This is a genomic window from Methylolobus aquaticus, assembly GCF_054172105.1.
Genome location: NZ_JBSYXP010000003.1, coordinates 48,109 through 74,476 on the forward strand (window position 1 = coordinate 48,109; position 26,368 = coordinate 74,476).

Here is a 26,368-nt window from a genome sequence, read left to right on the forward strand (position 1 = left end):
CACTCTAGCATGGACCGGCGGTCGGTCGTCAGGCGGTGGACTGTGGTATTTTGCGCAGGCCTTTCCGGGCAGTTATGGCGAACCACTTGACAATGCCGTGTTGTTGGCGTTATACCGAGCACCATTGCGATCCAAGCAACATTGTGACGTAGACGCGACACCGAACGGCGCAAGGCCCCCGGCAAGCACTTAGACGTGGACGAAGAGAGATGAAGACGACGACCTTGTTTCCCCTCCTCGCGGCGGCCCTGGCGGTCTGGCTTTCGGGTTGTAGCACGCGCACCGTTCAGCCCCAGCCGGTCGCGGCGGCGCCCGTGCCAAAGAAGCACTTCGAACCCCGCTATTTATCGCGAATTCCCGTGCCCGAGATCCCCCTGAACTTCTCCGGATCGCGCTCGGTCTCCGATGTATTGCATATCTACGGCCCGGAGTCCGTCGAACGTCTGGTGCCGTATTTCAAGAAGGCAGGCGTCGACTATCCGCCGCGCGAGGTTACGCTGCTGGCCTTGAAGGCTGAACGACGGATGGAAATCTGGGCCCCTGACCGCCGCGGCACGAACAAGCTGATCCGCTCCTACGACATCCAGGCGGCCAGCGGAACCCGCGGTCCGAAACTGCGTGAGGGCGACCGGCAGGTGCCGGAAGGCGTCTACCGGCTGGTGTTGCTGAACCCGAACAGCAATTACCACCTGTCGATGAAACTGGACTACCCGAACAGCTTCGATCGCTATCAGGCCCAGATGGAAGGGCGCAGCCGCCTCGGTGGCGAGATCTTCATCCACGGCAAGGCGGTGTCCGCGGGTTGTCTCGCGATGGGTGACATGACCATCGAGGAACTGTTCGTGCTCGTTGCGCATGTGGGCAAGGAAAATGTCAAGGTCGTAATCGCGCCGCACGATCCGCGGCAGAAAGCCTTGATGCCTGCCAGCGGCGACCTGCCGGAATGGGTGCCCGAACTGTATCAGACCATCGCCTACGAGGTCGGACAATTGCAGCCGCGGAAGCAGGCCAGTGCGGAAGCAGTCACCACGACGGCTCGGCGCTTCTAAGGTACCGCTGACCGAACGCCGCCCCGGCTTCGTCGTAGCGGTTGAGCCGAAACGCAGTTTCGGCGCACCTTAACGGCTAGAACATTTGCCACATTTGATCGCGGGAAGCCCAGCATAAGTCAGGGCTTCCCCGCGGCGCCGTGCTGTGCCACCGGCCCCGAGTGTCTACCGGCGCTCCACCCTGATCGCCAAAACGGATTGTTCGGTATTCGGCTCTGTTCTGATCCGGAGCCGGCCGTTATCCTCACTGCATGCAGTCAGCCCCGGACGGGTCTTGCCCGCTCCGGGGTTTTTTGCAGTGGCTTCGTGCTGGGGTAACGCGCTCATGTCGATCAGCGTCTTCGACCTGTTCAAGATTGGTATCGGTCCCTCAAGCTCGCATACGGTGGGCCCGATGCGGGCCGCGCGCCTGTTCGCACTGCGACTGGAACGGCAGGGACTGCACCCACGCGTCGTGCGGGTGCGGGCCGAGTTGTTCGGCTCGCTCGGAGCGACCGGGAAAGGCCATGGTAGCGACAAGGCGGTCCTGCTCGGGCTGGAGGGCGAGGAACCGGAGCGCGTGGACACCGCCACGGTGCCGGAGCGCCTGGCTGCGATCCGGACCGCCAGGACGGTTACCTTGCTCGGCCGGCACCCCCTCGCCTTCGAGGAAAAGACTGATCTCGTCTTCAACCGCCGGCAGACCCTGCCCTATCACCCCAACGGACTCACGTTTCAGGCGTTCGGCGACGACGGCGCGTTGCTCCACGCGCGTACCTATTACTCGGTTGGCGGCGGGTTCGTAGTCGACGAAGACGCGGCCGGTGCAGACCGCATCAAGGAAGATACGACCCGCCTGCGTTTTCCGTTCCGGTCCGGTACGGAACTGCTCGCGCTGTGCCAGCGGCATGGGTCTTCCATCGGCGACCTGATGATGGCGAACGAGCTGGCCTGGCGGAGCGAAGCCCAGGTTCGCCGCGGGTTGCTGAAGATCTGGCACGTCATGGAGGACACGGTGAGGCGGGGTTGCCACCATGCGGGGACCCTGCCGGGAGGACTGAAGGTCAAACGCCGGGCGCCCGAATTGTTCCAGAAGCTTTCCGGCAATCCCGAATCGGCCCTGCGCGACCCGCTCAGCATCATGGACTGGGTCAATCTCTACGCACTTGCGGTCAACGAGGAGAATGCGGCGGGCGGTCGGGTCGTCACCGCGCCGACCAATGGCGCGGCCGGCATCATCCCCGCCGTGTTGCACTATTGGGCCCGTTTCGTTGCGACGGACCGCGAGACATTGGAAGACGGCGTCGTGCGCTTCTTGCTGACTGCCGGCGCGATCGGGCTGTTGTACAAGGAAAATGCGTCGATATCCGGTGCCGATGTCGGTTGCCAGGGGGAAGTCGGCGTGGCCTGCTCGATGGCAGCCGGTGCGCTGGCCGGCGTGCTGGGTGGAACGCCGGAGCAGGTCGAGAATGCCGCCGAGATCGGCATGGAGCATAACCTCGGCCTGACTTGCGATCCGGTTGGGGGGCTGGTGCAAATTCCGTGTATCGAGCGCAACGCGATGGCCTCGGTCAAGGCGATCAATGCCGCCCGTATCGCTTTGCGCGGTGACGGCAAGCACCATGTGTCGCTGGACAAGGTCATCAAGACCATGCGTGAGACCGGCGCCGACATGAAGAGCAAGTACAAGGAAACGGCACGCGGTGGTCTCGCCGTCAACGTGATCGAGTGCTGAGCCTTTGAGCGTCACACCGCGCCGCGTATCATAGGCGGTCACGATCTTATCCGCCGGGCGTTCCGATCTCGGTGTATTGCGGGAGCACGATGATGGAGTTGGCGATGGAGACGAAGGCGAAAGGGCTGGTTGCGGCGACACTGAGCGTCGTGGTGGCCTTGGCCGGGTGCGAAGCCCACCGGGCTCCGCCGCCGGCACCGGCGAAACCGATCGCGACCGTGGTCCCCAAGCCGGAAAAACCCCGTGTGCCGGCGCAGCCCGAGCCCGTGGGCGCTTATTCCGCCCCGTTCGTGACCGGTGACTTCGGCGGCCAGCCGGCGGTCGATCGCTTCATCGAACGCATGGTCGCGGAGCATGGATTCCGCCCCGACTACCTGAAGGGGCTGCTGTCCGAGGCGCGCCGCAAGGAGTGGACCATTGCCTACATGAACCGGGAGGCGCCTAGCGTCAAACCGAAGCCCGGCGGCTGGTCGCGCTACCGCGCGAAGTTCCTGACCGAAAACCACATCGCCAAGGGTGCGGCGTTCTGGCATCGCTACGCGGGGGCGCTGGAACGCGCCCAGGCCCGCTTCGGCGTGCCGCCTGAGTACGTGCTCGGCATCATGGGCGTCGAAACGATCTACGGTTCGAACGTCGGTAAGGACCGCGTGCTGGACGCGCTGGCGACCCTGGCTTTCGACTACCCGCGTCGCGCCGAGTACTTCACGGACGAATTGAAGAGCTTTCTGCTGATGACGCGAGCCGAACGCATGGATCCGGCTTCGCCCCGCGGATCGTTCGCGGGTGCGATGGGGCTCGGTCAGTTCATGCCCTCGAGTTTTCTCGAATGGGCCGTCGACTTCGACGACGACGGGCGCAAGGATCTGTGGGCGCCGGTCGATGCGATCGGCAGCGTCGCGAATTACTTTGCGCGCCACGGTTGGCAGAGCGGTGGTGCCGTCGTCACGCCGGCATTGGCCGACGGGGCGTCGGCCGCCGAACTGGAATCGGGTTTCGACACCCGCTATACCCTCTCCGCGCTGGCCAGACATGGGATACACCCTTCTGGCGTGCTGCGCGTGGCCGCCGAGCCGGTCGCACTGCTACGCCTGAGTACCAACGACGGCGACGAATACTGGCTCGGCTACCAGAACTTCTACGTCATCACCCGCTACAACCACAGCACGCATTACGCCATGGCCGTCCATGATCTGGCGCAGGCCGTCAAGAGCCGGTATCGCAGCACCTTCTCGGCCTCGCGCTGAGCGCGATTCGGTGCCCCGGAGTGGCTCGCTGCCCGCCCGGGATCCCGCTGTCGCGCCGGGACGGGGACAGCCGAGGCAGACCCGCGGCGTATTTCCCACCGAGCGGCGAACTTGATACCATTCGGCGGAACAGCAGCTTGTGTCGCAACGGATGCTGCACAAGCGCTGTGCCTGTCGACGGTTGCGGGAGCAAGCCCATGGCATCGAGGAGCGTGGATAGATGGGGAGTTGTTTCCGCGGGCTCTTGCGGTGCGGTGCGGGTGGTGAAGGGGCGGAAATTCAGAAGCTGGCTTCAAGCCAGCCGGATGCGAAGCGCGCCGTCCTGCGCGTCCATTGGTTTCATCGTTCCGGAGCCGTGAGCGTCGCCGGGCCACCAACGGTGAGCCCCAGCCATGTTGCCCGACAGGGGGCAATGCAGGGCGCGATCGCTGGGTCGACGCGCGCTGCCGGACCGCACCGTCGACTTGTGGACGTCTGGCGGGTCTGAGTCGCGCCGGGTCGCAGACCACTCCACTCCTGTCCATCCCTTCCACCCAATTTAACAAGAAGAAAGAGGTTTCGTAATGAGTGCACTTCCGAAGGCCTGTGAGCAATGCCAGTGCGAGCGCATAGCGATCGGCAAGCGGTTCTACACGCTGTCCCCGTGGAGACGCTATGGCGGGGCCATCCTGATCTACCTGCCGCTATTCGTCTCGCTGCCCTTCGTGCTCATCGGGGCGGGGGTGCTTTGGGCGCATTTGCGCGTCTTGGGAGCCGAGAACATCAAGTCTTACTGGGACTTCGTTCCGGGGTGGTCGACGCACCGCTACAACAAGTTGTCCGACCAGATCACCTTCAAGATGGACGCGACCGCTCCCTGGGTGAACTCCAAGCTGTTCTGGATGTTCAACTGCAACTTCTACTGCCCCCTTAGCGTAGGCCTATATGAGTGGTCAGCTTACCTCGTCAAGACGGTAGAGAATTTCTGGTGCCCGTTCTTCCACGAGCGGAAGTCGGAATACACCGGTTCGGCCATCGACCAGTCGTACTGGCACATCAAGCCGGAAAACGCCGCGCAGTTGCACCCGGAAGACCGCAGCTGCGAGATCTGGAACGAGGACGCGAAAGCCTGAGACCCGTACCGGGGAGGCGCCGCACCCTGATTCCGAGCATCGGGTCGGGGGACGGCGCCGTACGCTGTCCTCGGGTAAGCACGGCACCTCCGGTCGGACGGTGCACAATGGTTCGGGCGCGAGAGGCGTCGCGCGTCGCGGCGCGACTCTTCCACTTTAAACGGCTCCATCCCGCAGGTGACCCATGCACATCAAGCTCGACATCGACGTGACGCCCCAGGAACTGCGGACTTTCTTCGGCTTGCCGGATGTGGAGCCGCTGCAGCAGGAAATGCTCGAAACCCTGCGCCGTCAGATGGCTTCGGGCGCCGAGGGGTTCGATCCGATGGTCCTGATGAGGCCCTGGTTGCCGCCGCACCTGCAGTCGATGGAAGGCCTGTATGGGCTGTGGCAATCCTTCCAGAAGGGGGCGGCCAAGCCTGAGTGACACGAGTGTCGCAATGCGAGCTTCGAATTGAGGGCATTTTGGTCCGGGCGAGCTTACCTGCGTCGCCCGTCACGGTGGCGGGCTGGCCGGCGCGATGCGCGGCAGCCCGCATTCACTGGCCCTACTGACCTGCCTTACGCTGGATAACGATCCGGCCATCCTTGATCACAACGCGCGGAAATTCGAGTTCCTTGAAATTGGCGCGCGGGTCGCTGCCGATCACGATCAGATCGGCGGGTGCGCCCGGTACGATCCGTCCGAGCGGAGCGAGGCCGAGGTAGTCACCGGCCAGGCTGGTCGCCGAGGCGAGGGCCCTGGCAACGGCATCCGGGAACGGGAGGCCATTGTGCATGCCGGCGTGGATGCCCATGTGAATCTCCTGCGCGTCGATGCCATGGGGGATGTCGGGATGCCCCATGTCGGTCGCGTAGAAGATCTTCGCGCCCGACGCAAAGAGCGCGGCGGCATTCTCATGCACACCCGTGCATTGCACGGCGGTGTCGATGGTCGTGTCGATCGCAACACCCTTGGCTCCCGCGCTGGCGATCACGCCCGGCGAGATGGGGTCACAGGGCATGTGCGCCCATTCGTCCACGCCGGCGGCAAGCGCTCGCTGCGCCGACGCCTCCGAGCCGAAGTAGGCCACGACGCGCAGGTGATGGACGTTGTGGGCCTGGTCGACGATGGCCTCGAGCTCGCCCTTCGTCAGCGTCGGCCAAGGCGGGGGCGATGCCGGCATGTGCCATTGCCATGCGGCGCCTACCGATTCGCCCGTTTCGAGCGACAGCGCGATGATGCTGGCGCCGCCGGCTGCCAGTTCGTCCACTTTGGCCCGCACATTGGTTTCGCCAGCGATCTCTACCCCTGAACCTGGAAATACCACATTCGGATAGCCGCCCGGCGCCGAGATGATCTGTCCCGACAAGGGCTGCCGCAACTGGTACGGTTTGTCGATGGTGGCCGGAGTCAGTGGCCCGCCGAGGTCGCGCGCCGTGGTAACACCATGCTCCAGAATGCGCCGCGGCGGCACCTGCTGGACGAGGTGGTGGGTGTGCATGTCGATGAAACCGGGCAGAATCGTGCCGCCCTTGACGGTCACGACCTTGGCGCCGTCGGCCTTGATCTCGCCGGCCGGCGCCACCTTGACGATCTTCCCCTGCCGGATCAGGACGGCCTGCCCGGAGAGAAACTGGGTGCCGTCGAACAACACATCGGCCTTGATCAGCAGGGGGCCGCCGGGATGCCAGTTGTCCGCCTTTGCGTTGGCGGTCTGGCCGGCGAGACTGGCGGCGAATGCCGCGGCAATGCCGCCGAAGAAGCGTCGTTTGGGTGTCGTCATCATTTCTTCCTGTTGTGAGTGGCTGTGCGGGTTTGCGTCGGACTGGCCCTGGGCGCAATCCCGCTCGATTGGCTCTCTCGCCCGTCCATGAGCCGTCCCGGGCGGTGAGTCGGGCCATACTGCCAACGCAAGCGCTTGTCTTCCATGGGCAAAACTATGGTAGAAGGAGCGTTTCGTATGGCACAGGTAGTTTGACGAGGGATTCCGCAATGCCTAACGGAAGCGGCCGCAGCTCATCGCGAGCGCGTGTCAGTGTCGACGACATGGCGATTCAGCGGGTCGCTGAGGGGCTCCGGCAGCCGTTGCCGGAAACCCTGGGGAAGGGTTCCACCCTGATCCGTGTCCTCGACGAAGATCTCAGCTATATCGAGACCCGCTACCAGCCGTCGCGTGATCTGGCGATCTTCAGTCAGGTGGATCACCCGGAGCCGCGTCTGGTCGTTACACTGGGCGTCCAGGGCGCGTCGCGCTTTACCGCAAACTCCGGTCCGGAGGTCATCTTCCGGGAGGGTTATTCGACCGTCACCACGTTCGCATCGAGCCGCGGGGCGCGTGAATACCAGGCCGCAATGCCCGTCGCGCAGCTGCGCTTGTCATTGACCCGGGGATGGCTGGACCGCCATTTCGGCACGGATTACTCCCCGCATCTGTTCGATCGTGGCATCGTACGGGTCGTCAGCCACCGGCCCATGTCGAGCGCGGCCCGGGTTGCTGCCGGACAGCTGTTGAGCGACGGTGCCCCGATGCAACTCCGGAGCCTGTTCGTACGCGGTCAGGCGCTGGCGATCCTGGCGGCGGAACTGGAGTGTTTGCAACCCGATTCGCCCGCCAAACGGCGGCTGTCGCCGCGGGATGTGGCCGCCGCGCATCAGGCACGCGATATCCTGCTCGAGGAGTTTCGGGAGCCACCCTCCGTGGAGCAACTGGCTCGACGGGTCGGCATCAACCAGTTCAAGCTGAAACAGCTATTCCATCAGCTGTTCCAAACGACGCCCTATGCCTTGCTGCTGGAGACGCGCATGCATCACGCCTATCGGATGCTGGAAGCCACTCGTTGTCACGTCTCCATCGCCGCTTATGCGGTCGGCTACCGTCACGCGACCAATTTCTCGGTGGCCTTCCAGAAATACTTTGGCGTTTCGCCGAAGAATGTGCGCAGCAAGAGTTAGAGCGCCCCGCGCACTGCGGGTCTTGCAGCGGGGTGAAGTCCGGCCTCTGCCTCCGTTACCTCTATGACTCAAGCGAGGCACCGGGTGTGCCGGCTGCCACCGTCCCCACCCCAGCTGTTCGCCGCCCTGACCGTAGGCTTTCTGCCATTGCCGAGCGGGGCGGGTGATCGATCGCGAACCGGCGATGCCTGGTCTCCCGGCAACTCGACGCGCTGCCCCACGCGCGGTATAAACTGGTGGGCGTGCGTTCGCGGGCGATTCAAGGGAGACACGACCATGCCACTGCGGCCGACCGAGAACCTGAACATCGACTCGTTCGAGCTGATGCCCTCCCCCGACACGATCAAGTCGCGGGAGCCGCTCACCGAAACCGCGGCTCAGACCGTGACGGCGGCGCGGGCAACCCTGCGCCGCATTCTCGACCGCGAGGACCGACGCCTCTTCGCGATCGTCGGACCCTGCTCCATTCACGATCCGGTGGCCGGCATCGATTATGCGCAGCGCCTCAAACGCCTGGCCGACGAGCTGTCGGATACGCTGGTGCTGGTCATGCGGGTCTACTTCGAGAAGCCGCGCACCTCGACCGGCTGGAAGGGCTACATCAACGATCCGCGGATGGACGACTCGTTCCGGATCGAGGAAGGCATGGGCAAGGCGCGGCGCTTTCTGCTCGATGTGGCGGAGCTGGGCCTGCCGGCCGCAACCGAGGCGCTGGACCCCATCGCGCCGCAATATCTTGGCGATCTGATTGCATGGACCGCGATCGGGGCCCGCACGTCGGAATCGCAGACCCATCGCGAAATGGCCTCGGGCCTGTCGACCCCGGTCGGTTTCAAGAATGCGACCGATGGCGATCTGGGCATCGCCATCAACGCGATCCTGTCGGCTTCGCATCCACACTGCTTCCTCGGCATCAATGGCGAGGGTCGCTCCGCGATCATCCGGACCCGCGGCAATCGCTACGGTCACGTCGTGTTGCGTGGCGGGGGCGGTCGGCCGAACTACGACAGCGTCAGCGTCGCGCTGGCCGAGCAGGCGTTGGCGAAGGTCTCCCTGCCGCAGAACCTGGTGATCGACTGCTCGCACGCGAATTCCTTCAAGAATCCGGAGTACCAGCCGCTGGTGCTGCAGAACGTGGTCAACCAGATCCGCGACGGGAATCGCTCGATCGTCGGCGTGATGCTGGAAAGCCATATCGCAGCCGGCAGCCAGCCGATCCCCAAGGATCTATCGCAGCTGCAATATGGCCGTTCGGTCACCGATGCCTGCATCGACTGGGACACGACGGAAACGGCCTTGTCCAAGGCGTGCGAAATGCTGCGGGGCATTCTGCCGGGGCGGGGATGAGAGTCCGTCGACCCCGGTTCGAAACGGCTGTCGGATCAGGCGTGAACTAGAGTTCCGACCTGGTCACGCGGCGCTCCTCGGGCCTGCGGTAAGCCGTGACCCGCAGTTTCAAGGCTTGGATTGCTGCAGTTTCTGCAGGGCCTGCGCGCAGCCGACCGACATCTGCTCCTTCTTCTCCATCAGGCAGGCCTTGATCCGTCCACCGCCCGGTTGGACACCTGGGCACAGCCGTTCGATATCAGCCTTGCAGTAGGTGCGAATTGCTTTCATCTCTTCCGGGTTCATCCCGGCCATCTGGGAGAAGGCCAGCATCGGAAAGGCCGAAAGGAGCAGGAATACGAATGGTCGAATGGTCATGGATTGATCTCCTCTAATTCAGGACGGTTGGGCAGTTGAACACGCGGCGCGTCGAGAATGCCCGCCGTGGCGGGGGGTGTCAACGAGCGTGTGTGCCGGCGGTCTGTTGCGGTAATTTAGCGGTACAGCAGAGTTTCGCAGGGAACCGGTTGGCTCCCTGCGGGCCCGCGTAGATGTCCCTAAGGGTTGAGCTTGATCAGTTTCATGGTGATAGCGACTGGTTTCCCGCGCAGCGGGGTATTGCCCTTGAAGGCCTGATTGGCCGGGATCCAGATCTGGCAGCGGGTGCCTACCGGAACCAGTTTCATCACCTCGGCCCAACCGGGGATCAGCGTGCTGACCCGGACGGCCTTCGGATTGGGACCGGACTGGTCGAAGATCGGGCCATGCTGGATCTTTGCCACATAGCTTACCAATGCGATGTCGTCAGCATCGGGCAAAGGGCCCTTGCCGAGCTTCAGTACGCGGTAGCGCACACCGCTCGGCAAGCGTTGCATCGGATTTGGATTGGCTGCCGTCGGCGCCGCTGTCGATGCGGCGGCGGTGGCAGGGTCGGTCGGTGCACCGGCCATCCGGTCCGCGTCGGGGATGACTTCGATCGGGGCTGCCGCTGGATCGGCGGGTGCCAGGGCCGGGTCCACTGCCTGCGCCGTGGCGATGATCGGCACTGCAGCAAGGGCCAGCAGGATCCCGAAGAGCGTGGGACGTGAAGAGTTCATGATGTTTCTCCAAAATTCATTCGGTCAGGGCGAGGGCCTGCCGGATACCGGCACCCGATTGGGCGCCGGTACCGGGAGGCGGCCGGGTTCTCAGGAGCCGGGGACGACCGGGACCGCCGGGGCGCTGCCGCCCGGGCTGGTGCACTGGCCGCTCTTCGAAGCCTGACCGGTCGTGGCGTCGATGCAGTAGGACACCATCATCTCGTTGTCCTCGTGTTCCACGATGTGGCAATGCCAGACATACAGTCCCTGCGTATCGAAGAAGGCCTTGACCCGCGTGATCTCGCCGGGGTAGCTGATCACGGTGTCCTTGAAGCCGATCTCATTCGGCAGCGCGGGGCGGTTCTGCTTCCTGCCCGCGAGCGAGAGCGGACGGGCCCCGATGATCGTTCCATTGAACGGATCCAGGATCTGCTGGGCCGGCTCCCGGTCCACCACCTGGAAACGCACCAGATGCAGGTGGATCGGGTGGGCGTCCACGGTGTTGTTGTAGATCTCCCACGTCTCGACCGAACCGGTCTTAGGCGCCTGGCGGATCGCGTCCATCCATTTCTGCGAGCTGGGGCGATAGTAGCCCGCAGCTGGTCCCACTTTGGCTGGCGCGAGCATGGTGCCCAGTTCGGCCGCCCGCGGCAGGTAAGGAACGCCGAACAGCGGGTTGCCGTCCGCATCGATCATCATGTTGCACAGGGTATGGATGTCGCCAAAGGGCTTGATGCCATCCGGGTACAGTTCCAGATCGTTCGGGTCGAGCACGATGCTGATCGCTGCCGTCAGCGCGTTGACCACCACGCACACGTTATCCGACGTGGACTCGTTGAGGCTGACCTGCCGGGTCTTGATCACCTTCTTGCCCGTCAACTGCGGATCGGTCGGCATGGTCAACTGGTTCGGCGGCGTGTCACCCCCGACCAGCGGGATCGCATGATTTACCTGGAACACCATGACTTGGGCGGTTGATCCGTCATCGGTCGGGATCAGCGGCGGGAAGCCGCCGAACGGACCGTCCGCCGCCTTGTTGGTCATGCGGACGTAGGTGCCGTCCGGCAGGGCGCTGAAATCGATCACGACGTCGGCGCGTTCGGCCGGCCCGAGCAGCAGGGCCTGCTCACAGCCCGGGTCCATCGGGTTGGGAACCGCCGCCCGCGGATTGCACCAGCCGGCGGGTACCGGGTTGGGACGGTTGCGGGTGTTGCCCGGCAAGACGGTCACTGCCGGAATGGCCTGGCCCTTGTTCAGCGACAGCGCGTAGCCGGTGCTGATCATCGCTACCTTCGGCAGATAACCCTGTTCCGATCCGACCTGGAAGAACGGGATCTCCTGTACGCCACCGGTCTGGTTTCTGGCGAAGTTGAACAGTTCCAGATTGGTGACCGAATGCGGCTTGCCCGGTTGCGGCGGGTAAGCGAATAAGGCCAGGTTGAGGAAGCGCGCGTCGGTGCCGTTCAGGATGCGGAAACGATAGCGCTCCGGCGCCACTTGCATGATGGGCCAGGTCTTGCCGTTGACCACCATCGAGTTGCCGAAGAACTCCGGGTTCCAGATCGGTGCGATGTCCGACATCGAGGAGTTGGTGACGCCAGACACCGGATCTCCGATGAACGGAATCATTACGTTCGGATCGACGATGTCGAAAAAGGCGCGGCTGGTCGGATAGAACAGGCTGCCGTCGGTGTTGAACGACCGGTCCTGGATGGCCAGCGGGATGTCGCGGATCTGCTCGCGGCAGGCCGTGTCGAAGTTCGGATCGCAACCCGGCTGGGCCACGCCGTTGACGGTGTAGGTCTTGCTGGGGTGGGTGGGCCGACCGAACGGCGACTTACCGCCGGGCAATTGCGCCGAAATGTCGGTGATGGTCGCCTTGGAGACCGGATCGGTATAGTTGCCGCGCAGCATCCAGAAACCGGCGGGTCCGGCATAGACGTTGTTGTGGGTCATGCCCAGCGCGTGGTCGTGATACCAGACGATCGAAGCCGGCTGATTGTTCTCGTACTGATAGAACGCGGAGCCCGGCACCGCGTTGCTCTTGTCGAACTGGTCGTACTTGGAGCCACGCAGCGCGTAGGTCAGCGGATCGATGTCGGACGCATCCGGTAGCCACCAGGCTTCGGAGTAGCCGTCACTGATCGCGTTGACATGGGCGCCGTGCACGTGCACGACCATAGGGATCGGACCGGTGTAGGCTTCCTTGATCAGCGGATCGTTCAGGGCCGGGGTGCAGTCGACCGTGGCGCCGGCAAAATGCGCCGGATCGCAGGCGACATCCTGGTTCGGCTTGGCCCAGTGCAGGCTCTGGTCGACCGAGCCCTTCAGCACATGCGGCAGGAACTTGCGGTCACCATTTTTCACGACGCTGGGCTGCGTGCAATTCCAGACCAGATTGGTCAGGTCCGCGGTGCAACTGCCGGGCGTCACGATCTGGGCCGGGTAGGGCTTGCCCGTGTTCGGATCGATCTTCACCAGTTCATTGATCCAGCGCACACTGTGGACTTCGCCAGCGGTGTTCTCGATCGTGAAGGCCGGGTAGTTGTAAGAAGAGCCGGAGCTCAGCGGCTGCGGTGCCGGGCCATTCGGGATCGGATCCTCCGCGCGGCCGTAACTCCACACCGTGGTCGGGCGGAAGTTGCTCGGCAGGATCTGCTGCTGGAACTGGCGCTGGGCGATGTTGTAGTGCGCGTTTGGGACACCATTGGTGCCGCAGGTGTACGGTGCGGCCGGGATGTCCGCCGGCGGGTTGTTCGGGTCGATCGCCGGCAACTGCGTCATGTCGGTCACACACCCCGAGGGGTTTTCCGGCTGCACCGTGCTGTCCGGCATTTCCGGTGGGATGGGCAGGTCCGACACGTACTTCGGAATGCGGATCGGATTCAGCGACCCGCCTGGAATGGGAATCGCGCTGGCACCGCTGCTGCCGAGCAGCATCGCTATCGCCACCGATAGTGTGCTGACGGTCGCCGCATCGATGCGTGCGCACCGAGCCTCTGCCCCATCGTTCAGGGAGGGGGGAGAGGACAGTTCGTCGTGTTTGGTTTTCATATTGTTTTCACCTGATGATGCGATGAGCGCTCAAGGAGCGATCGATAAAGCTGTGCGGGGCGTCGGCGCTAGCCCGGGTGATGTCCGCTATGCGGGGCCTGCTCCTCCGTGCTCGGTTCCGCCGAACCCGGCTTGGCCGGACCTGCCGAAACCAGTTCCACCTCGAGCTTGATGGGGCGATCACGCAGCGGGGTATGTCCCTTGTAGCCCAGGCTCGCCGGGATGAAGACTTCCCACTTGGCACCCGGCTGCATCAGCAACATGGCTTCGCTCCAGCCCTTGATCAGCTTGTCGACCTCGTATTCCTTGGTCTTGTCGCCGGTCTGGTCGAACACGTAGCCGCCGAGAATCGACGCCTGATACTTCATCGTGACGACCTCGCCGGCCTTGGGCGGGGTGCCCTGACCGTCCTGAAGTACCCGGTATTGCACTCCGCTCGGCAGCTTCACGACGCTCGGGTCAGCCTTGTTCTTGGCGAACACTTCGTCTGCCGCCTGGAGGCGGGCCTTGGCTTCCTGTTTCTCGGTGAGGACCTGTGACTCCACCATCTTCTTTTTGAAGTCCGCCAGCACACGGGTCATTTCCACGCGGTTCGCCGTGGGCTGTTTACCGGACAATGCGTCCATCAAGCCTTGTGACAGGGCCTCGGGCTTGCCCGGCATACTCTGGCGTTTGAAGTCCTCGCCGATCTGATAGCCGACGCTGTAGTTGAGCAGTTCGTCATCGGCGGTGCGGGGTGCCGGGCTTTGGCCTGTTTCGGCTGCCAGGGGCGTCCCGGACAACACCATCAGAAGGGGCAACACGGTCTTGTTCATCTGAGTTCTCCGGTAATTTCTGTGATCCAGTGCAAACAATCGAAAAGATTGGGGAAAGACGGAGATTGGCCTGGGCTATTTCACTGTCTTTTGTAGGGCTTTTAGCAGTGGGCGTGCCAGCTGTTTTTGGCCTGTATTTTCAATGGCCTATTGTGAGTCATAAACCGAAGGAGCTAGTTCTGTAAGATCTCCTGACATGCTGGACGGCCGGGCGAGTGCTGGCTTCCGCTGACGTTTGGGGGAGTGAGCCGACGGTGCCGGCCTTGGTGTCGTCCACGGGCTACGGGTATGGCTCGTCGATTGCGATGGCGCCAGGGCCAGAACACGAGGAACCCGAGCGTGGAGAAGCCCGGAGAGACCTGTTTTATCGGGTCGTCCGGGTCGAGGGTTTAAACTTGGGAGAGAGATGCGCAATCGGATTGCCGACGCGTCTTACGGTCCGTGCCGGAACCGGACCGGATCGTCACGGGACCGCGTAACTGCAGGCGAAGTGCGGGTGGCGGGAGTTCGCTGCGTAACTGTTCACGCCCCCCTTTCGCGGGAGCGGGCCGGGAGTCCGAGACACGCCGTGAATCCGTCCCTGGAGGCTCGACTGCGGGTTCCCTCCCGCAGACGCTCTCTCCCTCACAGCCCGCTTCCACCGCCAAGCCAAGTTAGGGTGAATGGTTACGTTTGCTGCTGGGACGCGGCGGGGTTTGAATCCGGGTGGTCGCGTCGGAAAACGCCAAACTGCTGGTCGAGGGGAAAACCGTGAGGATGCAGTTTGCGATCCTGGCCCATGCGCACGCGGATGGGCGGGTCCCGCGGTTCAGCCGGAGGCGGACAACTCGAGTTCGATCGCCGCCATGGTGGGCACCGTGATACCAGAGCGCTGGGCGACCGCCAGTGCCCGCTGCAGCCGCTGGCGCGCCGTGCGGCCCGTACAGATATGGTCCGGGTCGCCGTCAAAGCCCTCGAGCATGCCTTGGAGCAGTCGGGGACGTGGCAGGGGGGCTCCGGCCAGCCGCTCCTGAATGTCGAGGGCTTCCGCAGCGACCGCCTCGGCCAGCGGACGATGATGCGCCCACAGTTGGCTGACGGTGCTGCCCGGTGGCAGCCGCAAGCCGGCGATGTTGATCGTCAGGATGTACAGATTCTTCCTGACCAGCTCAAATAGCAGTTCGGTGCGCGGGACCGGATAGCAGGGAATCTCCAACGCCTGCAGCGCCTCGAGTACCTGCTGCTTTTGCGGACCGCCGACAGCAGTCGGCAGTACCGCGACGAAAGGGCGGCCCTTCTTCTTGTCGAACCAGACCACGATGACGGTCGGGTCCACAATCCCGTGCCGCTCCCAGTCGCATGGCAGCAACTCGTTCTGCAACAGCGCCAGGCGCCCTTGCCAGTTCGGGGGGATCGACTCGAGCAGGGATGCGAGGTCATTCTCCCCGACGGTGGCGATGACAAGGCCCGGCTTCGGTACGCTCGCAGCCATATCCGTCAGGGAAGCACCTCTGAGCGCGGGGTATACGGGATGTCCGCGCTTCAGGAAACCGCGGGCGAACAGTTCGCCCATTTCACCCATACCGACAACGACAATCGGCTCTTGCATCTCCTGTTGTCCCCCTCACTCGACCCGCCAGCGGCCACGCCGAGCCGCATTTTCCCTCAGCCCGGCCACGCGAGTCGACCCATGACGGCCGTTCGCCGAGCGCATTGCCGATGGTCTGGGTCCGTCGATCCCGCTTCTCCCGACTCCGTTCGGTTTTCGGGTGGCATGAAGAGATCGGCGGCTCTGCGGCAAATGGTTCTCCGCAACGCGTGTCGATTGCGTTTCGCTTGACGCGCCTGTCGTCGCCGGATAAGTTTCCGAACAAGCGCCGGTAGCATTCAGCGCCTTTTCACCTAGGCTTCGAGAGCCCGGGAAACCGCCACCGGTCCGCCGCGTATCGTTTCAAATCGGCGCCTCCTTCCGCAGCGGACGCCCCGCTCCGAAAGCGCAGTGGAGAACTTAATGACCAAGACCCAGGTTTCGAAGTTTGGTGAACTGACCTATCCCGCGCCGCGCGGTACCGTGCTGCTGCTCAGTTGCATGGACCCGAGACTCTTGGACGATACGGTCACCTTCATGAATCACGACAATCTGCAGAATCGTTACGATCATGTGATTCTCGCGGGTGCAGCGCTGGGGGCCCTGGGCGGAGGCTCGAAGAAGTACAAGCATTGGAAGAAGGTGTTTTTCGATCATTTGGCTGCGGCCTGCAACCTGCACAGAATCGAAGACGTTTACATACTGGAGCACCGGCACTGCGGTGCTTATCACAGGGTTTTCAATGTTGCGCCGGAACTCGGCGATACCGAGGAAGAGATGGAACAGGAGGCTGCGTTGCACCGAAAGTATGCACGGCTGCTGGAAGGCGAAATCGCTGACTGGGCAGAGGAGCAGAAAGTGACTTTGCGAGTGACCTCTTTTCTGATGGGGATGCGCGGTGAGGTATCGTTGCTGTGACGATACCGGATACCGCTGAAGGCGCGCCCCGAAAGCCCTGCATGCTCCGGTTTCCTGGCCGTTTGGGAGATCAAGACCCGCATCGGGTCGCTTTTGTCGCTTGACGCACCGTTCTGTTTTCACCGCCACACGGCCGCGCGAGGGGTCGTGTCGACTGGTAATTGCCGAAGAGGCCTGTCTCGCCGCGAGACGGCGCTCGATCATTGACCTTATCGTTACCTGGGGGGGTAGCCGCCATGACCGAAAAAGACCACTCTGCACAAGAAGCGAAACTCGTCGAGGCTTATCGCGCCATTCGCGGGCGAGATCCATGGCTCGCCGACAGGGTTGTGGAAACGATTCTGGACGTTGCCGGGACATCTGTCGAAGGGGATGACGTTCGCCCCGCCGAGTCGGTCGCCCTGACGGCAGAATAGGCTCGCGAAGGAGTTCCAAACTGCCGCAGAACATTGTCGGTATCGGGTATCTCCGTTCGTCAGCAGGTCCACGAGTCTATCGGTTACCCGCCGGGCTTGGGCTCGCCAGCAGCCGGTATCAGGCAGGTTGCACGTTGACTTGCCGCGGTCAAAACCGCGCCTGATCCTTCTGAAACTCCGGATGGTAGGGCCCTGCCGGAATGCCGTTGGGCGGCAGGAATACCCGGGCGTTCGCCTGCTGCGCCAGGGGGCGGTAATCGGTCAGCAGCGCGTTGAGGGCCGCCGAGACGACCATCGCGATCGGATTGCCGCCGCCGGAGTTATAGACCACCGGTTGCCGCGATTCCCATAGCACCAGGCCGGTGCGGGTATCCTTCAGCACGTATGCCATGTCGACGACCACGGCGGACTGGACGACGAGATACTTGGTGCTCCAGTCCTTGATGGTGATCAGCAGCACGGCGTCGGCCCCGAACAGGTCGAGGAAGCGCTGCGGCGGCAGTTGATGCACATGACCGGCTTCGGTGAGCCCGAGATCCTGTAGCAGAATGCCCGTCAGGTAAACCGGGAACACATAATAGCCGCGCTCGGCCAGTGGTGCGGTGACGGTGCTCAGGAATACCGTCGGTGCGGAGATCTCGGTCGACTCGTTGACGACCGGCACCACCACGATGGAACGCGGACGGTGGGCGTAGAAGGCCGCCAGATCGTGCCGTTGAACGGCACAGCCGCACAGCGCTCCGAAAAGCGCCAGCAACACCGCCCGTGCCACCTGTTTCACGGGCCGCTTCCTCCCGCTGCGGGGGGCGTATTCAAGCTGATGCCCGATTTGCCTTCCGTTCTCTGCCGGACGCGATCGATCAGCCTGGTCATCAACAGCGAGGATTCCGGGTAGGTCGCCTTCTCCTTCTCGAAATACTGTATGGCGCGCGCGTAGTCGCCGCGCCGATACAGCAGAAATCCGTAGTCCGCGTACACGCCGGGCGGTACCCGCAACGGGTGCGCGGTGGTCGGCAAAGTGCCGGCAGCCTCGGTTTCGGCTTGAGTGAAGTCCTGAGCCGTGTACCGGAGATACAGGCTGTCCTCGTAGCCTCCCCAGTTGTAGAGCGTCTTCGGAGCGCAGCCGGTGTCGAACACGCTAGCGGCAAGCAGCCAGATGGCGCGCAAGGCCCGCTTCGCTCCGCGTTGCGCCGCAGGCCGATCCCGCTTGCTCATGTTCCCGGCCGTCTTCGCGCTGGCTAGCGGGTGGTGCGCCGCCGCGAATCCAGCGTCTGCACGACCTTGTTCATCATGTTCACGATGGCGGCGTCGATCGCCTTGCCTTCCAGGGTCGAGTCGAAGCCGCTCGTGCCGCCGAAACCCAGCGTGCTGGTCGAGGACAAGGTGGCATCGCCCGAGCCTTCCTGCGAATAGAAGACCTGCCCGGTTCTCGGATCGACCATCCGCAACACGACGCGTGCGCGGGCACGCTGGGTCCGTTCTTTGCCGATCACCCAGGATCCCCCGGTTTCATCCCTCCCCAACTCGGCGACCGAGCCCATGATCAGGGCGTCCACGCCCTGCAGGTGCTGTTTGAACTGGTCTTCCGAAAGCCCCATCAGCTCGGCTTCGGCTTTCAGCTTGCTGATGTCCTGACGCTCGACGACATTGAAGCGCTGCGTCTGCATCAGATGGCGTGCCAGCAGATCGGCGGCCTGCTTGCCGAGGCGATCGCCGGAGGCGTCCGTGAACAGGCCGCTGCCGTAGATCGACTCGTTGGTGAAGCGCGCGATCGTGATCGTCATGCGCTCCGAGGGGGGCAGCGGCCGACTGGCGTTGACTTGCGGTCCGCGGTCCGGAACGTTCTCCTGGATGTTGCGGCTGACGCAGGCGCTCAGTGCGAGTAGCGCGCAGGTCAGCGTGATCAGGTGTTGTGATTTCACCGGTAGACTCCATGCGGAAGAAGGCCGAGACCGCCAGGTTGGGAGGGATCGATAAGCCCTCCGGTACCTGTTTGCGAAGGTCATCATGATAATGAAGCCGCACTTCCGACACAGCCGCTTTATTGGAGAGTTCCGCAGGCAGCATCCTGGTCTGGAGTTCACTTGGCAATTCCAGCATCGCGGGAGTAGGCTCGACGACCGAACGATGACTCATGGGATTGCCGGATGACAAGCGCACGCGTCTTGGCCCTTTTGCTGGCGTCGACCTCCACCGATGTTCCTGGAGCCTGCCAGTGGCAGTGGATCTGCGATGGCAGTGGGCAATGCGAGCACGTGCCCCTGTGCGACTCCACGCTAAGCCTCCCGCCCCCCGAACCGCCCGCCATCGCGCCGATCGCGCCCCTGAGCATCCGGCCGATCCAGCCACCGACCATTCCGCCCATTGGCACCAGCCAGTGTCAGCCGTTCCAGGTAAAGAATGCCTCGGGAAAATGGAGTTGGGAGACGGTGTGCCGCTGAAACGGCGTCGGGATGCTTGTCAGCTCAAGGCCGGTCAGCGCGAGCCGGGCAGACCGTCAGCCGTTCTGCATCAAATAGGCCAGCTCCACCGCCCTGCGGCCGACCTGACTCGCCCAGCGGCTGTCGAGCATGTGTTTTGCGGCGGCGGAGTAATCGCCCTCCTGCGCCGCCGACAGCATGTCGTGAAAATCGAGCAGGCGCGACATGCCCAGATTGAAAACCATCGAGACCATGACTCGGCGTCGAGTCTCGGATAGGTCCCGCCACCAGGGCAGCTTTTCGTCCAGTTCGCGGGATGCGCGTTGGACGTCGTTATGCAGCAGATACAGTGCTTCCTGCTCGGTGATGCCGGTATCCGCGAGGTTTCGTCCGACGCCTATGGTCAGTTTGTTGGCCGAGTCGAGGTAGGGCTTAAGCCGTAAGCCCTCGTGGTGGATCAGCAGTTCTTCCAGGGAATAGGACTGCAGCACCGCAGGCGGAGGCGACGTGGGAGGCAGCGTGATCGGCGGTTGGCTGGCGCAGCCGACCAACCATGGCACGAGAACGACGAGCGAAATTCGGGCTCGCACCCGAAGGTAAGTGAGTGCCAAGAATGGATTCCGGAAACCAAGGGTCGATAGGGAGGCGTCTTCCCGGCTCGGCGCCGGCGGCTCCCTGGCCGTTCGGAGTATGCACCCGAGTACAGGCACAGGCCGAGGCCCTCTAGGTTAATGGTTCGACGGGCAATACCGCAACGGACGGGCCGTTTCTTCTGCTTTCGACGGGTTGACGGAGGCTACCGCGAATTCCGTATACTTCCGGCGGAATTCCCGCGGGACTGGTGCCCCGTACCAGTGGTTTACCGCAACGTGCGGACCGAGGCTCGCGATTCCTTCCGCCCCGCGTCTGTGCGGAGTCACCGGCGCGGCCAACGAGTCCCGTGCGATCGCACACCCCGGTTTGAGAACACTGACATGGAAGATTACTACGACCTCACCGCGAGCCTGTTTTCCGCGAAGGCCAACGAGGGGATGATCGCCTTCGCCGGTTTCCTGGCGGAGGACGGCCCGTTCGTCAGCGAGGGTGTGCTCAAGATCGCGGCGTTTCGGCGCCCTGATCACGACGGGTACCTGACCTTGACCTTCGTCATTGACCTGGAAACCGATTCAAGCCGCAAGGCGACTTGGGAGACGGCATTTTCCCGCGCCACGCAAAGCGCCCTGGCGGCGCGCCTGGGACCGGATTTCGAGATGCTGCTGGAGGTGCCCCTGAACCCGTTCGCCGAGTCCCCGCGTTTCTTCGTCGAGGAACTGAACCTGTATTTCCGAAGGCTGGTCGGGCGCGAGCGTCAGCTCCTGGAAGCGCACATCCTGCCGACATTGGCCGATCTGGTCGGTCTGCGCTTCGACGCGCTCGATTGGCTGGATGCCTCCGGCCAGGCCTCCCCGGAACCCGTTCAGCCGGGCAGCGCTTCCGGATCGCCCCTGCGGGAACACGTCAAGCGGCAACTCGACGAAGTCAGCCCGAGTTTGCCGGGCAACCAACACCGATACAAGGATCCTGAGTCATGAGCATCGTCACGAGCCGAGACGGCGGGGTGCTGATCGTGGTGCCGGGCCAGCGCCTGGACACGAACAGCGCGCCGGAAGCCGAGCAGCGAATCGCCAGTGAGATCGAGCAGGGCGAGACCCGGATCCTCGTGGATTTCGGGCTGACCGATTATGTGTCCAGTGCCGGTTTGCGGGTGCTGCTCAAGGCCACCAAACAACTCAAACATGTCGGCGGTGCCCTGGCGCTCTGCAACATCAACCCGCAGCTCCAGGAGATCCTGGACATCAGCGGCTTCGCCATGATCATGCCCTGCTACGCTACCGTCGAAGAGGGACTGCGGTCCTTGCGCGCCTGAAAGCTCGCAACTCCGTGAGAGTTCCGGGGCCGCGCCCGCTCGCGCTACACCCCCGGGGCCATGCACCGTCATTCCGGTGTATTCCGACGTCGAGCGCGTTTCTGCGCCGGGTCATCTGCCGCAGACGATGCGGTGTAGAGTCACTTAGGTATCGCGCGCGACTTGGTTCTCTCGGGCATAGGCCAACGGCCGCGCCGGCTACGGTGCCCTTTGTAATACGGCGGATCGCTCTCGCCTTCGTTTGCGAAAGCAGCGATCGTTCGGGGGCCACTGGGGCGTGCGGCAACGGATTGCGTCGCACCGTGGCAATGAGATTTTCAGACATCGCCATCCTTGGCGTAAGTCTTTGTTTGAATGGAGCCGATGATAGGATTTGAACCTACGACCCGCACATTACGAATGTGCTGCTCTACCAGCTGAGCTACATCGGCTTGGCCGCATATTATAAGGAAGTCGCTCCGTCCTGCACAAGCCGCGCATTCCGGCGAGGGGTTCAGTGAGCGGCATCGAGCGTATATGGGTCTGGGGGCAGCACCGTGGGCCGGTCGAGGAGCAGGTCGGCCAGCAGCTGGCACGAGGCGGGCGCCATCACGAAGCCGTTGCGAAAGTGTCCGGCGCACAGCACGAGATTGTGCAGTTGCGGATGGCGGCCGATGTAGGGAATGCCGCTGGGTGAGCCGGGGCGCAGCCCTGCCCAGTGGCGCAGGATTTTCGCATCGCGCAGCGGCGGCAGCAGGCGCTCGGCAAAACTGGTGAGTTGTTCGCGCGCGTCCTCGGTCGTCGTCTTGTCGAAGCCCACGGTTTCGACCGTGCTGCCGGCCAGGATCACGCCATCGCGACGCGGGATCAGGTAGCGGTCGCCGCTGACGACGATGCGTGACAGCAGGCCAGGTGCAGCGGCATAGGCCAGCATCTGGCCCTTGACCGGCGCGATCGGCAGAGTCGAGCCCAGTTCGGCCAACAGCTTCGCGGTCCACGCGCCCGCCGCGACGACGAAGCGCTCCGCCGCATGCCAACCTTTCTCGGTGCGAGCCGCCGTGACGCGGCCTTCGCTCGTCTCGAAACCGGTGACCTGTTGCAGCTCGACCAGGTCCACCTCCAGCTTGACCAGCGATGCGCGCAGGGCCTGCAAGAGACGCGGATTGCGAACCTGCGCGATGGCGGGCAGCCACAGTGACGCGGCGCCGGCCCGACTGAGGGCGGGCTCCAGGGCTTGCAGGTCATCCGGTGGCAGCAGGCGCGTCTCGACTGCCTGCTGCTCGCACCAGGCCAGGCCTTCGGCGATCTCGGCGGAGTCGACGAAAACGAGCCCGCTGCGCGTCCATTCCGGGTCGATGCGCGTCTCCTCGAACAGTTCCGCGGCCAACTGGGGGTACAGCGTCTGGCTCAGGCTGCACAGGGCCGTGACCGGTTCGGGGGCCCGCCATGGGCACAGCGGCGACAGAATCCCTCCGCCCGCCCACGAGGACTGGGTGCCGATGCTGCCGGCTTCGAGCAGTCTGACGCGCAGCCCCTGCAGTGCCAGAAGGCGTGCGCTCAGAAGTCCGATGATGCCGCCGCCGACGATGACAACGTCGGCAGGCCGGGAAGAGAAACTGTTCATGGGTCGTGAAGTAGAGATGCAGCGCGCCCGCGCCGTGGGTCGATCCCCGCGGCCGAGGTCGGCGCTGGAGGGGCGGCTGACTATCCGCCTCCGGTGGCTGCACTCTATGATACCTGTTGAGACGCCCCGTCGTGCGATGTCCGGGAGGCTATCGGGCGAAACAGTCCCGCTCCTGGGCGGGGTGCCCCCTGCTGCGAGCCGGGATGCGCGCCGCGTCGGTGACGGACCGCGACAGGCCGACACGACGTTGGTGTGGGTGTTCGATCTGCGCGCCGGATCCGCCTGTCAGGGGCAGGTCGTCAGGTTTTGCCCATCATCCCGCTTCTTTCCTTACGCCCTGCCAGCGATGCCTGAATTACCCGAAGTTGAGACCACACGGCGCGGGATCGCGCCTTTCGTGTTGCAGCAGACCGTCGCCGATCTGGTCGTCCGGCAGCCGGCCCTCCGCTGGCCGGTTCCGGCAGAGTTGCCCGCGCTGGTCCGGGGACAACGCGTGAACGCGCTGGAGCGGCGCGGAAAATATCTGTTGCTGCGACTGGAGACGGGGACGCTGATCGTGCACCTGGGCATGTCGGGCAGCTTGCGCGTCTGCGATCCGCGCCAGCCTCCGCGCAAACACGATCACTTCGACCTGATCCTTGCGCCTGCTCTCGCGCTGCGATTTCACGATCCGCGGCGCTTCGGGTGCCTGTTGTGGACGGACTCGGACCCGCACGATCACCCGCTGCTCGCGGAGCTCGGGGTCGAGCCGCTGGCGCCGGAGTTTACCGGGGCCTACCTGTACGCCGCGACGCGCGGTCGTGCTGCGGCGGTGAAGCTGTGCCTGATGGACCACAAGCTGGTCGTTGGCGTGGGCAACATCTACGCCAGCGAATCGCTGTTTCGGGCGGGGATCGATCCGCGGCGTGCTGCGCGTCGCGTCGGTGAGGCGCGATACGAACGGCTCGCCGGGGCGGTACGCGAGGTTTTGGAGCTGGCCCTTGCCGCGGGTGGCACGACCTTGCGGGATTTCGTCAACGAACGGGGTAACCCGGGCTATTTCAAGCAAACACTGGCGGTCTACGATCGTGCCGGTGAGCCCTGTCGGGTGTGCGGGACCGCGATTCGAACCGTCAGGACCGGCCAGCGCTCGACGTTTTTCTGTCCGCAGTGCCAGCATTGAGCACTCTGGCCCGGGTGTCGGCCAAGGCGTGCTGGCTCCGCACGTTTTTCAGTCCGCGACGCCAGGGGATGAGGTCGCGGAGCGTCCGCCGATCGGCGCCAGATTCCCCTGAAACTGGGCAGCGCAGTTTTCCCAACTGTAGCCTTGCGCATAGCGGCGACAGGCGGCCGGGTCCAATGTCAGCGCCGTCATGGCTGCCTCCTTCAAATCCTCGTTCAGGCAGCCGACGGCCGGGTCGGTGATTACGTCGTTCGGCCCCGTAACCGGATAGGCTGCCACCGGAACGCCACAAGCCAGCGCTTCGAGCAGCACCAGCCCGAAGGTGTCCGTGCGGCTGGGGAACACGAACACATCCGCTGCCGCGAAATGTGCGGCAAGTTCCTCGCCGTACTTGCAGCCGACGAACCGTGCCGCGGGATATCTCGCCTCCAGCATCTCCCGGTCCGGCCCATCGCCGACGATGACCTTCGTCCCCGGCAGATCGAGGTTCAAGAAGTCTTCGATGCTTTTCTCCACCGCGACACGCCCGCCATACAGAAAAATCGGGCGGGGGTCGGGCAGTAGGTGCTTGTCGCCGGGCTTGAACAGCGACGCGTCGACACCGCGCGACCACAGCACCAGGTTGCGGAAGCCCCGCCCGGCCAGTTCATCGCGCAGCGTGGGCGTCGCGACCATCACGCGCGTGCTGCCGCTGTGGAACCAGCGCAGCAAGGCGTAGCCCCAGGTCAGCGGAAACTTGAAACGCAGGTTCGCGTACTCGGCAAACCGCGTGTGAAACGACGTGGTGTATGGCAGCCTGCGGCGCAGGCAATAACGCCGCGCCGCCATGCCGAGCGGGCCTTCCGTTGCGATATGGATCGCGTCCGGCTGCATGGCATCGAGCCAGCGCGCGAGCTGGCGTCCGCAGCCCAGCGCGAGCCGGATTTCGGGATAGGTGGGACAGGGAACATTCCAGAACCGGTCGGGCGTGAAGGCCTCGACTTGGTGTCCGAGACGTTCCAGCGTCTCGCAGGTTTTCGTCAGCGTCGTGACGACGCCGTTAACCTGCGGTCGCCAGGCGTCGCTTATCAGCGCTAGTTTCAACATCCGGCTCCGTCAACAGGAATGCGCTCTCCTCGGCCCAGCGCAGGATCGACAGCTTGCCTTCGGGGCTTTCGACGAGCGCGGTGCAGCTTTCGACCCAGTCCCCGGTATTGCAATAGGTGATGCCGTCCACCTCGCGGATGGCTGCGTGATGGATGTGGCCGCAGATCACGCCGTCGACGCCGCGCTGTTCAGCCGCGTGCACCAGCGCCGCTTCGAAGCTGCTGATGAAGCTGACGGCGTTCTTAATGCTGTGCTTCAGATAGGCCGACAACGACCAGTACGGGAAGCCGAGGCGTCGCCGCAGCGCATTGAACCAGCGATTGAGCAGCAGCGAAAAGTCGTAGGCCTCGCTGCCCAACACGGCCAGCCAACGGCTGTTGCACACCACCGCATCGAACTCGTCGCCATGCATGACCAGGAAGCGGCGCCCATCAGCCGTCCGATGGATCAGCTCGTTGCGGATCTCGATCCCCGCCATGAGGCTATCGACATAGCCGCGGAACAATTCGTCATGGTTGCCGGGAACATAAATCACGCGCTTGCCTTGCTTCGCCAGCGCCATCAGGTGCTGAACGATTTCGGAATGCATGGGTGGCCAGTACCAACCGTTCTTCATCTTCCATAGGTCGATGATGTCCCCGACGAGTACGAGTTGCTCGCAGTCGATGTGCTTCAGGAAATCGAGCAGGAACTCGGCCTTGCAGCCGCGGGTTCCCAGATGCACATCCGATATCCAGACGGTTCGGTAATTCAGCTTCACCGGCACAACCTCTTTCTCGTTAGTGTTGTGGCGGCCAAGGTAGGCGGCAATTGTTACAGCAGCATCATCGCGGTGTGACAGTTTTGATGCGCAGATACAACTGTCATCGTTTTTTCACAACCCCGTAATCTGTCTGTCATACAACAACTTTATCGTTTGTGGCGAATAAGTCTTTCCGCGTAGTGGTGTTGGCAACAGCCCC

Annotated in this window: 26 protein-coding genes and 1 tRNA gene; 13 read left to right on the forward strand and 14 right to left on the reverse strand. The window is 63.7% G+C overall.

The genetic code is table 11. The annotated features are described in order from the left end of the window. Nucleotides 1-209: 209 nt before the first annotated feature. The 5 genes from ACW73L_RS04650 to ACW73L_RS04670 all read left to right on the forward strand — a co-directional run bounded on the left by ACW73L_RS04650 (nt 210) and on the right by ACW73L_RS04670 (nt 5,546). Complete coding sequence (locus tag ACW73L_RS04650) at nt 210-1,049, forward strand: L,D-transpeptidase family protein (protein ID WP_498920292.1); 840 nt, start codon at nt 210-212, stop codon at nt 1,047-1,049. 325 nt (nt 1,050-1,374) lie between these two features. Next, nucleotides 1,375-2,763: an L-serine ammonia-lyase gene (locus ACW73L_RS04655; protein ID WP_498920294.1), complete on the forward strand. Its 1,389-nt coding sequence runs from the start codon at nt 1,375-1,377 to the stop codon at nt 2,761-2,763. 104 nt (nt 2,764-2,867) lie between these two features. Next, nucleotides 2,868-4,007 (forward strand): lytic murein transglycosylase B, encoded by a 1,140-nt coding sequence (gene mltB / locus ACW73L_RS04660; RefSeq protein ID WP_498920295.1) that lies wholly within the window; start codon nt 2,868-2,870, stop codon nt 4,005-4,007. Between the two features lie 563 nt (nt 4,008-4,570). Then, nucleotides 4,571-5,119: a hypothetical protein gene (locus tag ACW73L_RS04665; protein ID WP_129884338.1), complete on the forward strand. Its 549-nt coding sequence runs from the start codon at nt 4,571-4,573 to the stop codon at nt 5,117-5,119. Nucleotides 5,120-5,303: 184 nt separating this feature from the next. Continuing rightward, entirely contained in the window at nt 5,304-5,546 is a 243-nt protein-coding gene (locus ACW73L_RS04670) for a DUF6489 family protein (RefSeq protein WP_498920296.1), read from the forward strand. 121 nt (nt 5,547-5,667) lie between these two features. Here ACW73L_RS04670 and ACW73L_RS04675 read toward each other — a convergent pair whose 3' ends face one another. Continuing rightward, entirely contained in the window at nt 5,668-6,885 is a 1,218-nt protein-coding gene (locus ACW73L_RS04675; protein ID WP_498920298.1) for an amidohydrolase family protein, read from the reverse strand. A gap of 209 nt (nt 6,886-7,094) precedes the next feature. On the opposite strand from ACW73L_RS04675, the gene ACW73L_RS04680 reads away from it, so the two are divergent. Further along, nucleotides 7,095-8,054: a helix-turn-helix transcriptional regulator gene (locus ACW73L_RS04680; RefSeq protein ID WP_498920300.1), complete on the forward strand. Its 960-nt coding sequence runs from the start codon at nt 7,095-7,097 to the stop codon at nt 8,052-8,054. A gap of 276 nt (nt 8,055-8,330) precedes the next feature. After that, nucleotides 8,331-9,401 carry a 3-deoxy-7-phosphoheptulonate synthase gene (locus ACW73L_RS04685; protein WP_498920302.1) on the forward strand — a complete coding sequence of 357 codons (1,071 nt, stop codon included), beginning with the start codon at nt 8,331-8,333 and terminating at the stop codon, nt 9,399-9,401. A gap of 108 nt (nt 9,402-9,509) precedes the next feature. On the opposite strand, the gene ACW73L_RS04690 is transcribed toward ACW73L_RS04685, so the two are convergent. The 5 genes from ACW73L_RS04690 to ACW73L_RS04710 form a co-directional block, all read right to left on the reverse strand. Beyond that, a complete protein-coding gene (locus ACW73L_RS04690) occupies nt 9,510-9,758 on the reverse strand; it encodes a cysteine rich repeat-containing protein (RefSeq protein WP_498920303.1) in 249 nt (82 codons plus the stop codon). A 179-nt stretch (nt 9,759-9,937) separates the two neighbouring features. Beyond that, a complete protein-coding gene (locus ACW73L_RS04695; protein ID WP_498920305.1) occupies nt 9,938-10,477 on the reverse strand; it encodes an FKBP-type peptidyl-prolyl cis-trans isomerase in 540 nt (179 codons plus the stop codon). Between the two features lie 90 nt (nt 10,478-10,567). After that, entirely contained in the window at nt 10,568-13,513 is a 2,946-nt protein-coding gene (locus tag ACW73L_RS04700; RefSeq protein ID WP_498920307.1) for a multicopper oxidase domain-containing protein, read from the reverse strand. A gap of 68 nt (nt 13,514-13,581) precedes the next feature. Continuing rightward, nucleotides 13,582-14,328 carry an FKBP-type peptidyl-prolyl cis-trans isomerase N-terminal domain-containing protein gene (locus ACW73L_RS04705; RefSeq protein ID WP_498920309.1) on the reverse strand — a complete coding sequence of 249 codons (747 nt, stop codon included), beginning with the start codon at nt 14,326-14,328 and terminating at the stop codon, nt 13,582-13,584. 808 nt (nt 14,329-15,136) lie between these two features. Next, complete coding sequence (locus tag ACW73L_RS04710; RefSeq protein WP_498920311.1) at nt 15,137-15,916, reverse strand: hypothetical protein; 780 nt, start codon at nt 15,914-15,916, stop codon at nt 15,137-15,139. Nucleotides 15,917-16,318: 402 nt separating this feature from the next. Here ACW73L_RS04710 and ACW73L_RS04715 point away from each other — a divergent pair, with 402 nt between their 5' ends. Next, a complete protein-coding gene (locus ACW73L_RS04715) occupies nt 16,319-16,813 on the forward strand; it encodes a hypothetical protein (RefSeq protein WP_129884347.1) in 495 nt (164 codons plus the stop codon). A 236-nt stretch (nt 16,814-17,049) separates the two neighbouring features. Next, entirely contained in the window at nt 17,050-17,229 is a 180-nt protein-coding gene (locus ACW73L_RS04720) for a hypothetical protein (RefSeq protein WP_498920313.1), read from the forward strand. A gap of 148 nt (nt 17,230-17,377) precedes the next feature. Here ACW73L_RS04720 and ACW73L_RS04725 read toward each other — a convergent pair whose 3' ends face one another. The 3 genes from ACW73L_RS04725 to ACW73L_RS04735 are packed head-to-tail and all read right to left on the reverse strand — an operon-like array spanning nt 17,378 to nt 19,151. Then, nucleotides 17,378-18,010 carry a DUF799 domain-containing protein gene (locus tag ACW73L_RS04725; RefSeq protein ID WP_498920314.1) on the reverse strand — a complete coding sequence of 211 codons (633 nt, stop codon included), beginning with the start codon at nt 18,008-18,010 and terminating at the stop codon, nt 17,378-17,380. Continuing rightward, nucleotides 18,007-18,444 (reverse strand): DUF4810 domain-containing protein, encoded by a 438-nt coding sequence (locus ACW73L_RS04730; protein WP_498920316.1) that lies wholly within the window; start codon nt 18,442-18,444, stop codon nt 18,007-18,009. The genes ACW73L_RS04725 and ACW73L_RS04730 overlap by 4 nt, the downstream gene beginning before the upstream one ends. Nucleotides 18,445-18,467: 23 nt before the next feature. Beyond that, a complete protein-coding gene (locus ACW73L_RS04735) occupies nt 18,468-19,151 on the reverse strand; it encodes a CsgG/HfaB family protein (RefSeq protein ID WP_498920318.1) in 684 nt (227 codons plus the stop codon). A 225-nt stretch (nt 19,152-19,376) separates the two neighbouring features. Here ACW73L_RS04735 and ACW73L_RS04740 point away from each other — a divergent pair, with 225 nt between their 5' ends. Next, the gene (locus ACW73L_RS04740; protein WP_498920320.1) at nt 19,377-19,670 is read left to right on the forward strand and encodes a hypothetical protein; all 294 of its coding nucleotides are present in this window, start codon (nt 19,377-19,379) and stop codon (nt 19,668-19,670) included. Between the two features lie 56 nt (nt 19,671-19,726). Here the strand turns inward: ACW73L_RS04740 and ACW73L_RS04745 are convergent, their stop codons facing one another. Beyond that, nucleotides 19,727-20,260, reverse strand: coding sequence for a glycoside hydrolase family protein (locus ACW73L_RS04745; RefSeq protein ID WP_498920322.1), 534 nt, complete (start codon nt 20,258-20,260; stop codon nt 19,727-19,729). A 363-nt stretch (nt 20,261-20,623) separates the two neighbouring features. On the opposite strand from ACW73L_RS04745, the gene ACW73L_RS04750 reads away from it, so the two are divergent. Together ACW73L_RS04750 and ACW73L_RS04755 are read left to right on the forward strand one after the other, a co-directional pair. Further along, entirely contained in the window at nt 20,624-21,220 is a 597-nt protein-coding gene (locus ACW73L_RS04750; RefSeq protein WP_498920324.1) for a hypothetical protein, read from the forward strand. Next, nucleotides 21,217-21,555, forward strand: coding sequence for an STAS domain-containing protein (locus ACW73L_RS04755; RefSeq protein ID WP_498920326.1), 339 nt, complete (start codon nt 21,217-21,219; stop codon nt 21,553-21,555). Before ACW73L_RS04750 ends, ACW73L_RS04755 begins: the two co-directional genes overlap by 4 nt. 355 nt (nt 21,556-21,910) lie before the next feature. Here the strand turns inward: ACW73L_RS04755 and ACW73L_RS04760 are convergent. Beyond that, a tRNA-Thr gene (locus ACW73L_RS04760) sits at nt 21,911-21,986 on the reverse strand. Between the two features lie 62 nt (nt 21,987-22,048). Further along, nucleotides 22,049-23,158 carry a glycine oxidase ThiO gene (gene thiO / locus ACW73L_RS04765; RefSeq protein ID WP_498920327.1) on the reverse strand — a complete coding sequence of 370 codons (1,110 nt, stop codon included), beginning with the start codon at nt 23,156-23,158 and terminating at the stop codon, nt 22,049-22,051. 346 nt (nt 23,159-23,504) lie between these two features. Here thiO and mutM point away from each other — a divergent pair, with 346 nt between their 5' ends. After that, nucleotides 23,505-24,320: a bifunctional DNA-formamidopyrimidine glycosylase/DNA-(apurinic or apyrimidinic site) lyase gene (gene mutM, locus ACW73L_RS04770; RefSeq protein ID WP_498920329.1), complete on the forward strand. Its 816-nt coding sequence runs from the start codon at nt 23,505-23,507 to the stop codon at nt 24,318-24,320. Nucleotides 24,321-24,368: 48 nt separating this feature from the next. On the opposite strand, the gene ACW73L_RS04775 is transcribed toward mutM, so the two are convergent. Together ACW73L_RS04775 and ACW73L_RS04780 are read right to left on the reverse strand one after the other, a co-directional pair. Further along, nucleotides 24,369-25,403 carry a glycosyltransferase family 4 protein gene (locus ACW73L_RS04775; protein ID WP_498920331.1) on the reverse strand — a complete coding sequence of 345 codons (1,035 nt, stop codon included), beginning with the start codon at nt 25,401-25,403 and terminating at the stop codon, nt 24,369-24,371. Further along, entirely contained in the window at nt 25,360-26,166 is an 807-nt protein-coding gene (locus ACW73L_RS04780) for a UDP-2,3-diacylglucosamine diphosphatase (protein ID WP_498920333.1), read from the reverse strand. Before ACW73L_RS04780 ends, ACW73L_RS04775 begins: the two co-directional genes overlap by 44 nt. Nucleotides 26,167-26,368 lie beyond the last annotated feature (202 nt).

Excerpts from the sequence above, each read along its gene's own strand:
- ACW73L_RS04650 (WP_498920292.1), top strand. The coding sequence starts at position 210 with ATGAAGACGACGACCTTGTTTCCCCTCCTCGCGGCGGCCCTGGCGGTC.
- ACW73L_RS04655 (WP_498920294.1), top strand. The coding sequence starts at position 1,375 with ATGTCGATCAGCGTCTTCGACCTGTTCAAGATTGGTATCGGTCCCTCA.
- mltB (WP_498920295.1), top strand. The coding sequence starts at position 2,868 with ATGGAGACGAAGGCGAAAGGGCTGGTTGCGGCGACACTGAGCGTCGTG.
- ACW73L_RS04665 (WP_129884338.1), top strand. The coding sequence starts at position 4,571 with ATGAGTGCACTTCCGAAGGCCTGTGAGCAATGCCAGTGCGAGCGCATA.
- ACW73L_RS04670 (WP_498920296.1), top strand. The coding sequence starts at position 5,304 with ATGCACATCAAGCTCGACATCGACGTGACGCCCCAGGAACTGCGGACT.
- ACW73L_RS04675 (WP_498920298.1), bottom strand. The coding sequence starts at position 6,885 with ATGACGACACCCAAACGACGCTTCTTCGGCGGCATTGCCGCGGCATTC.
- ACW73L_RS04680 (WP_498920300.1), top strand. The coding sequence starts at position 7,095 with ATGCCTAACGGAAGCGGCCGCAGCTCATCGCGAGCGCGTGTCAGTGTC.
- ACW73L_RS04685 (WP_498920302.1), top strand. The coding sequence starts at position 8,331 with ATGCCACTGCGGCCGACCGAGAACCTGAACATCGACTCGTTCGAGCTG.
- ACW73L_RS04690 (WP_498920303.1), bottom strand. The coding sequence starts at position 9,758 with ATGACCATTCGACCATTCGTATTCCTGCTCCTTTCGGCCTTTCCGATG.
- ACW73L_RS04695 (WP_498920305.1), bottom strand. The coding sequence starts at position 10,477 with ATGAACTCTTCACGTCCCACGCTCTTCGGGATCCTGCTGGCCCTTGCT.
- ACW73L_RS04700 (WP_498920307.1), bottom strand. The coding sequence starts at position 13,513 with ATGAAAACCAAACACGACGAACTGTCCTCTCCCCCCTCCCTGAACGAT.
- ACW73L_RS04705 (WP_498920309.1), bottom strand. The coding sequence starts at position 14,328 with ATGAACAAGACCGTGTTGCCCCTTCTGATGGTGTTGTCCGGGACGCCC.
- ACW73L_RS04710 (WP_498920311.1), bottom strand. The coding sequence starts at position 15,916 with ATGCAAGAGCCGATTGTCGTTGTCGGTATGGGTGAAATGGGCGAACTG.
- ACW73L_RS04715 (WP_129884347.1), top strand. The coding sequence starts at position 16,319 with ATGACCAAGACCCAGGTTTCGAAGTTTGGTGAACTGACCTATCCCGCG.
- ACW73L_RS04720 (WP_498920313.1), top strand. The coding sequence starts at position 17,050 with ATGACCGAAAAAGACCACTCTGCACAAGAAGCGAAACTCGTCGAGGCT.
- ACW73L_RS04730 (WP_498920316.1), bottom strand. The coding sequence starts at position 18,444 with ATGAGCAAGCGGGATCGGCCTGCGGCGCAACGCGGAGCGAAGCGGGCC.
- ACW73L_RS04740 (WP_498920320.1), top strand. The coding sequence starts at position 19,377 with ATGACAAGCGCACGCGTCTTGGCCCTTTTGCTGGCGTCGACCTCCACC.
- ACW73L_RS04750 (WP_498920324.1), top strand. The coding sequence starts at position 20,624 with ATGGAAGATTACTACGACCTCACCGCGAGCCTGTTTTCCGCGAAGGCC.
- ACW73L_RS04755 (WP_498920326.1), top strand. The coding sequence starts at position 21,217 with ATGAGCATCGTCACGAGCCGAGACGGCGGGGTGCTGATCGTGGTGCCG.
- thiO (WP_498920327.1), bottom strand. The coding sequence starts at position 23,158 with ATGAACAGTTTCTCTTCCCGGCCTGCCGACGTTGTCATCGTCGGCGGC.
- mutM (WP_498920329.1), top strand. The coding sequence starts at position 23,505 with ATGCCTGAATTACCCGAAGTTGAGACCACACGGCGCGGGATCGCGCCT.